The sequence below is a fragment of the bacterium genome, from assembly GCA_040753085.1.
Lineage (GTDB): Bacteria > UBA9089 > JASEGY01 > JASEGY01 > JASEGY01 > JASEGY01.
Genome location: JBFMHI010000152.1, coordinates 1 through 6,737, shown reverse-complemented (window position 1 = coordinate 6,737; position 6,737 = coordinate 1). Strand labels below are relative to the sequence as shown.

General features: G+C 48.8%; 5 protein-coding genes. 4 read left to right on the top strand and 1 reads right to left on the bottom strand.

Features of this window, described 5'->3' with window-relative positions:
• Nucleotides 1-251 precede the first annotated feature (251 nt).
• The 3 genes from AB1797_12110 to AB1797_12100 are packed head-to-tail and all read left to right on the top strand — an operon-like array spanning nt 252 to nt 4,152.
• Nucleotides 252-410 (top strand): hypothetical protein, encoded by a 159-nt coding sequence (locus AB1797_12110; GenBank protein MEW5768342.1) that lies wholly within the window; start codon nt 252-254, stop codon nt 408-410.
• Nucleotides 411-422: 12 nt separating this feature from the next.
• A complete protein-coding gene (uvrB, locus tag AB1797_12105) occupies nt 423-2,411 on the top strand; it encodes an excinuclease ABC subunit UvrB (protein MEW5768341.1) in 1,989 nt (662 codons plus the stop codon).
• A gap of 58 nt (nt 2,412-2,469) precedes the next feature.
• Nucleotides 2,470-4,152 (top strand): energy-coupling factor transporter ATPase, encoded by a 1,683-nt coding sequence (locus AB1797_12100; GenBank protein ID MEW5768340.1) that lies wholly within the window; start codon nt 2,470-2,472, stop codon nt 4,150-4,152.
• Here AB1797_12100 and AB1797_12095 read toward each other — a convergent pair.
• Nucleotides 4,089-4,406 (bottom strand): AraC family transcriptional regulator, encoded by a 318-nt coding sequence (locus tag AB1797_12095; GenBank protein ID MEW5768339.1) that lies wholly within the window; start codon nt 4,404-4,406, stop codon nt 4,089-4,091. The two genes, AB1797_12100 and AB1797_12095, sit on opposite strands and share 64 nt — an antisense overlap.
• Nucleotides 4,407-4,472: 66 nt before the next feature.
• Here AB1797_12095 and amrB point away from each other — a divergent pair, with 66 nt between their 5' ends.
• Entirely contained in the window at nt 4,473-6,035 is a 1,563-nt protein-coding gene (amrB, locus tag AB1797_12090; protein ID MEW5768338.1) for an AmmeMemoRadiSam system protein B, read from the top strand.
• Nucleotides 6,036-6,737 lie beyond the last annotated feature (702 nt).

Sequence of the window (6,737 nt, the reverse complement as noted above, 5' to 3'; positions counted from 1 at the left end):
CCCCTAACCCCTCCCATCAAGGGAGGGGAAGCTCTTATGCCGACGCTGTCGGTATAAAAGGAGATGAAACTTAACCCATAGCACTATAATCTGTAATGAGCTTACTTTTTTAACTTGATTTTGAGTAGATACCTATAATCTAATCCAAGATCATAAGGCGCAAAGCACTAAAAAACATGTAACCGTTCACCTCACCACGGAGACACAGAGACACTGAGAAAAATCTAAAATCATTCGTAACCGTTCAGCACATGATGCTGGATGCTCGATGCTCGATCCTCGATGCTGGTAAAGGATCCAGTATCCAGGATCGAGCATCGAGCATCGAGCATCGAGTTTGTGCCTTAGTGGCTGAACGCTTACAATCATTCTCCGTGTCTCTGTGTCTCTGTGGTGAACGATTACGTTAAAAGGTGGACCGCATGTCAATCTTTAAGCTGCAAACCACCCATCGGCCTCAGGGGGATCAACCCCGGGCCATTATAGCCTTAACCGGTGGGGTCAAAGAGGATATGAAACACCAGACCCTCCTTGGCGTAACCGGTTCGGGGAAGACCTTTACCATCGCCAATGTCCTGGCTAATCTTAATCGACCCACCCTGGTTATTTCTCACAATAAGACCCTGGCCGCCCAGCTTTACGCTGAATTTAAAGACTTTTTTCCTGATAACGCTGTGGAATACTTTGTCAGCTTCTACGACTATTACCAGCCTGAAGCTTACATCCCACAGACAGATGTCTATATTGAAAAAGATTCATCTATTAATGATGAGATTGACAGACTTCGCCTCTCAGCCACCCAGGCCTTAATGGAAAGACGGGATGTGATCATCGTGGCCTCGGTCTCCTGTATCTATGGGTTAGGCTCCCCCAAAGACTACCGGGAACTTCTCTGTGATATTAAGCCAGGAGAAGACTATCCCCGTCAGGAGATCCTCAAAAAATTAGTCAACATCCAGTACGAGAGAAATGACTATGATTTTAAACGGGGGACCTTCCGGGTAAGAGGAGATACCATAGAAATCTTCCCGGCTTACGAGGAAGAAGCCATCAGGGTCGAGTTTTTTGGGGACGAGGTGGAGCGGATTAGCCGGATCGATCCCTTGACCGGGAAAACACTGGGAGAAAGAGAGCGACAACTTATCTACCCGGCTAAACACTTTGTCACCACCAGGGATCAGATTGAGACGGCCCTTGAATCTATTAGAGAAGAACTGGAGGTTCGGACAGCCGAACTTAAATCCCAGAACAAATTGCTTGAGGCCCAACGTCTCTGGACAAGGACCATTTATGATATGGAGATGCTCCGTGAGATAGGTTACTGTCAGGGTATTGAAAATTATTCCAGACATCTGGCTGGCCGTGCCCCGGGTGAGAGGCCGTCGACCCTGCTGGATTATTTCCCTCACGACCTTATGCTGATTATTGATGAATCCCACGTGACCTTGCCCCAGGTAAGAGGGATGTATGAAGGGGACCGGGCCAGGAAGGAGTGTCTGGTGGAGTATGGCTTTCGACTACCTTCTGCCCTGGATAACCGGCCCTTAAAGTTTGATGAATTTGAATCTCTTATCCATCAAGTCATCTATGTCTCGGCCACTCCTGGCCCCTACGAGCTTAAACACAGCTCCCAGGTGGTGGAGCAGATCATACGTCCCACCGGACTGATGGACCCGCTTATCCGGGTAAGACCTACCAGGGACCAGATACCGGATCTGATTAAGGAAATAAAGCAGCGAGTGGAGAGAGAAGAGCGGGTTTTAGTCACTACCCTGACTAAACGGATGGCTGAAGACCTGGCTGAATATCTTCACGGGGAAGGCATAAAGGTGCGGTATCTTCATTCTGAAATAGAGACCTTAGACCGGGTTGAGATCTTGCGGGACCTTCGGTTGGCTGAATTTGATTGCTTGGTGGGCATAAATCTCTTACGGGAGGGGCTTGATTTGCCAGAGGTCTCTTTAGTGGCCATCCTTGATGCTGACAGGGAGGGATTCTTGAGATCAGAGGCCTCCTTGATCCAGATAGCCGGCCGATGTGCCAGAAACGTAGGGGCAGAAGTGATTATGTATGCCGACACCATCACCGGGTCTATGAAGAGGGCCATTGAAGAGACCGAGAGGAGGCGGGGGATTCAGCAGCAATATAATCTGGAGCACGGCATTACCCCTACTACCATCAAAAAGGCCGTCTCTTATTCTCTAACGCCGGCCTCCACCCTGGCCGTGAAGGAAGAAAAGAAAGAATATCAAGCCAAAGATTGGCCATCTCTTATGGCTGATCTGGAACGGCAGATGAAGGAAGCCGCCGCTAACTTAGAATTTGAAAAGGCCGCTTCTTTGAGGGATGAGATATTTCGGTTAAAGGAGTCAAGGGGTCAAGGGATTAAGGGATCGAGGGGGCAAGTGTGAGAAGATCTGCTACTTCAAAACGCTTGAACCCTTATAGGTTAACGGGAAAGGATTATCAGTGGAAGCCATTAAGATACAAAACCTCAAGTTTACCTATCGGGGAGCGAAAGACCCTACCCTTAACGGAATTAATCTGGATATTAAGTCAGGGGAATTGGTAGTCATTGCTGGTCGGGCTGGCTCAGGCAAATCCACGCTCTGCCTTACCCTCAACTCCATCATTCCCCTTTTCCGGGCCGGCCGTCTTTGGGGTGAAATAGAGATATTTGGCCGATATATTAGGAGAAAACCACGGGTAGCCGATATGGTTCAATTGATCGGCGTTCTCTCCCAGGAGCTTGAGCCTCAACTGGGCGCGACTAATGTTGAACTTGAAATGGCTTTCGGCCAGGAAAACCTTGGATTCGACCGGGATCAAATCAGATCCGGCATCACCGATTCTTTATCTAAAGCAGGACTGGCCGGATTTGAATCCAGGGATACCTCCACCCTGTCAGAGGGAGAAAAACAAAGGTTGGCTATTGCTTCTATGATGGCTCTTGACCCACGAATTTTGGTGGTAGACGGCCTCTTGACCGACCTTGATCCAGCGGGCAAAGATACTATCTTTACCACCCTTAATCAACGGCGCCGGCATGGACTGACCCTTGTCCTGGTAGAAGATGAAATAAAGCGGATGTTAAGTGCCGACCGCATTGTCGTTCTTGATGAGGGAAAAATAGTGGAACAGGGCAGACCGGAAGCCGTCCTGTCCAGGGTTAGATTTCTAAAAAACAATGGTATTCGCCCGCCTCAGGTGGCTTTACCTTTTTTAACCGAGGAAGAAGGCCATCTCCCTCTTACGCCGGATCAGGCTTATGAAGCCTGTCAGAGCCGAGGCTGGAAGATTGATCAGGATAAATATACTTCCCTGGTGCATAAAGAAAGACGCCGCTGGGAAAAAGGAGAGCCGCTTATTGAGACAAATAATTTGGTCTGCGCTTATCCGCATCGGCGGGTCATGGAAAGAATAAATCTAAAGGTATATAAAGGGGAATTTTTGGCCATAGTGGGTGCCAATGGTTCGGGCAAGACCACCTTAGCTCAACATCTCAACGGACTCCTTAAGCCGCCTAAAGGCGAGGTGGTCTGTTTTGGTGAAGACACTCAGGTTAGAGGCGTGGCTGAGATTTCTCAGTTGATAGGCTATCTTTTTCAGAATCCTGATCGCCAGATATCCGCCCCTACCGTTTACGAGGAGGCGGCTTCCGGTCCCAGAAATATTGGGCTGTCTGAAGAAGAAACAGGCTCAAGGGTGGCTGAAGTCTTGAAGTTGGTCTCATTGTCCGGATACGAAGACCGGATACCATCCTCCCTGACCAGAGGGGAACGCCGGCGATTAGCCCTGGCTTCAGTTCTGGCAGTAAGTCCTATGGTGCTTATATGTGATGAACCTACGACTGGCCTTGATTTTGATGGTCAGAAGATGATAATGGATCTCCTGGTCCGGCTTAATCAAGCCGGGCATACTATCATTATTATCACTCAAACTATGTGGTTGGTGGCTGAGTATGCCCATCGGGTAGTGATTCTTCACGAGGGAGGAATCATCGGTGATGACACGGTTAGGAATATCTTTGCCCGGGAAGAACTCTTAGCCAGGGCATCCCTTGACGTGCCAGAGATAGTTCAGTTAGGTCATCGTCTGGGAGTAACCACCCTTTCCGCCAAAGAGTTTAACTTTTGCCTTAGGAAACAGTAGGCCGATGCTCGATGCTCGAGCATCGAGCATCCAGCATCCAGCATCGAGCATCGAGCATCCAGCATCGAGTATCGGGTATCGAGTATCGAGCATCGAGCATCCAGCATCGAGTATCGAGCATCCAGTATCGAGTATCGAGCATCGAGCATCGAGCATCCAGCATCGAGTATCGAGCATCCAGTATCGAGCATCGAGCATCGAGCATCGAGCATCCAGCATCGAGTATCGAGCATCCAGTATCGAGCATCGAGCATCGAGCATCCAGCATCGAGTATCAAGCATCCAGTATCGAGCATCGAGCATCGAGTTAGGAGACAAACATGAAGCGTTATCTTTGGTTGTTTCTTGGATTGTGTTTTATCTGTTCTTGTGAACAAAAGGTTTCTAAAGAAATGTCTGAGGCAGTTGAGGTCTCCGGGACTTCGAGTGCCCCTGATACTAAATTGACTAAAAAGGAGGGAAAGAAAATGGAATCTAAGGTGATCAGAGGTCCGGTGGTGGCCGGAATGTTTTACCCCGGGGATAAAGCAGTTCTTAGAGAGGATGTAGATGACTTCCTGGCAAATGTGGAGCCGGAAAAGGGGATAGAGAGGGTCCTGGCGGTATTGGTTCCCCACGCCGGATACACCTACTCCGGTCAGGTAGCGGCTTACTCCTTTAAACAACTTAAGGGAAGAGACATCAAGCGGGTGATACTGGTAGGTCCCAGCCATCACGTGGCCTTCAGTGGTATTTCAATCGAGCCTGAGGGGGCTTATGAAACACCCCTGGGCCTGGTCCCCATAGACGAAGGCCTGGCTGAAGAGTGGATGGGAGAGTCTGAAGAGGTCCGTTTCTATCCCCCGGCCCATGTTAAAGAACATGCCTTAGAGGTTGAGCTGCCCTTTCTGCAGAGGATATTAACAGACTTTTCCATCTTGCCGGTTATCATAGGTAGTCACTCTTACGAGACAGCCGTGACCTTAAGCCGGCTTCTGGTAAAAGCCCTGTCTGATAAACAGACTGTTCTGGTGGTCAGCGCTGATCTGTCCCACTACCACCCTTATGGTGAAGCCGTCAGGTTGGATCGGGCCGGTCTGGAGGCCATAGAGAACCTTGATGTAGAAACCTTTGCCAACCGGGTAAACAAAGGAGAGACAGAGATAGATGCCCCAGGGGCCATTATGGCCATGATACTGACGGCCAATTCTATGGCCCCCACTCAAGTTAAGCTCTTGAAATATGCCAATTCAGGAGATGTAACCGGTGACCGGTCGCGGGGGGTAGTAGGCTACGCCGCCCTAATGATAACTAAAAGGCCAGCTCAAACTGAAGAGAAGGCAGACGACCAAGCCAAAGCAGATGAAAATCTTCAGGAAGATTTGCTCAAGTTGGCCAGGCACACTATTGAGACTTATGTCCGGGAGGGCCAAATGCCACCCTTTGAAGCAAAAGGCAACCAAGAACTCCTTGAACACCGGGGCGCCTTTGTTACCATCCACAAGCACGGCCAACTCCGGGGATGCATCGGCTATATTGAGCCGATATATCCCCTCTACAAGGCCATTATGCAAGCGGCTGTCTCGGCGGCTACCAGGGATCACCGCTTCCCCCCTCTTTCTCCTGATGAGCTTTCGGAGATTGACCTGGAGATTTCAATCCTTACTCCACCCAAACGGATTTCAGATGTTAATGAAATCAAGGTAGGTCGAGATGGTCTCATTATGAAGAAGGGCCATTATCAAGGTTTGCTCCTTCCTCAGGTAGCCACCGAATACAACTGGGACAGAGAAACCTTCCTGGAACATACCTGTCTAAAAGCCGGTCTTCCCAAGGATAGCTGGAAGGATAAAGGCGTCGAAATCTATACCTTTATGGCTCAGGTTCTTGGAGAGAAACCCTGATTCGGATTCCTTGTTGTATCGTAATTACTCAGCCACAAAGACACGAAGATTACAGAAGCCAATAGCCAATAGGCAATAGCCAATAGGGTATTCTTCCCTATTACCTATTGGCTATTGCCTATTGCCTTTGTGTCTTAGAGGCTGTCTGAAAAGTCCCGTTAGGGACGTAATGTTTATAGACATGAGCGCCCACCGTTATTTTTAGCCCCGTTAGGGGCGACATGTTCGCTTTGCTAAGTTTACTTCTTGAACATTTCGCTCCTAACGGAGCTTGGGTTTATGAGAAAAATGGCTACTATAAACATTTTGCCCCTACGGGGCTGATTAACGCATCAACTTTTCAGACACGCTCTTAGTGGCTGAGTAGTTACATTATATCATTTAACTTTGCTTGACGGCTGACATCTGAACGTTTACGAGGATTCGTAACCGTCCAGGGGGGATAGCACTGGGTCAATTTTTCAGACTTTCAGGGGTTGAAACCGCTAAAGCGGTTATGATTCTGGATGTTATCCTCTCTGTAACACCCTGATAAATCAGGGTGCTAAACTCAATAAACATGAGAATAGCACCCCGATTTATCAGCGATTTTTTGAGGGCTATTTATTTGACAGAGTGAATTTCTCGACACTTGAAAGTTCTCCGCACGCCATTACTATTGTTGACTTTTGCACAGCCGGCCTCCTTCTAGGATAAGTACCA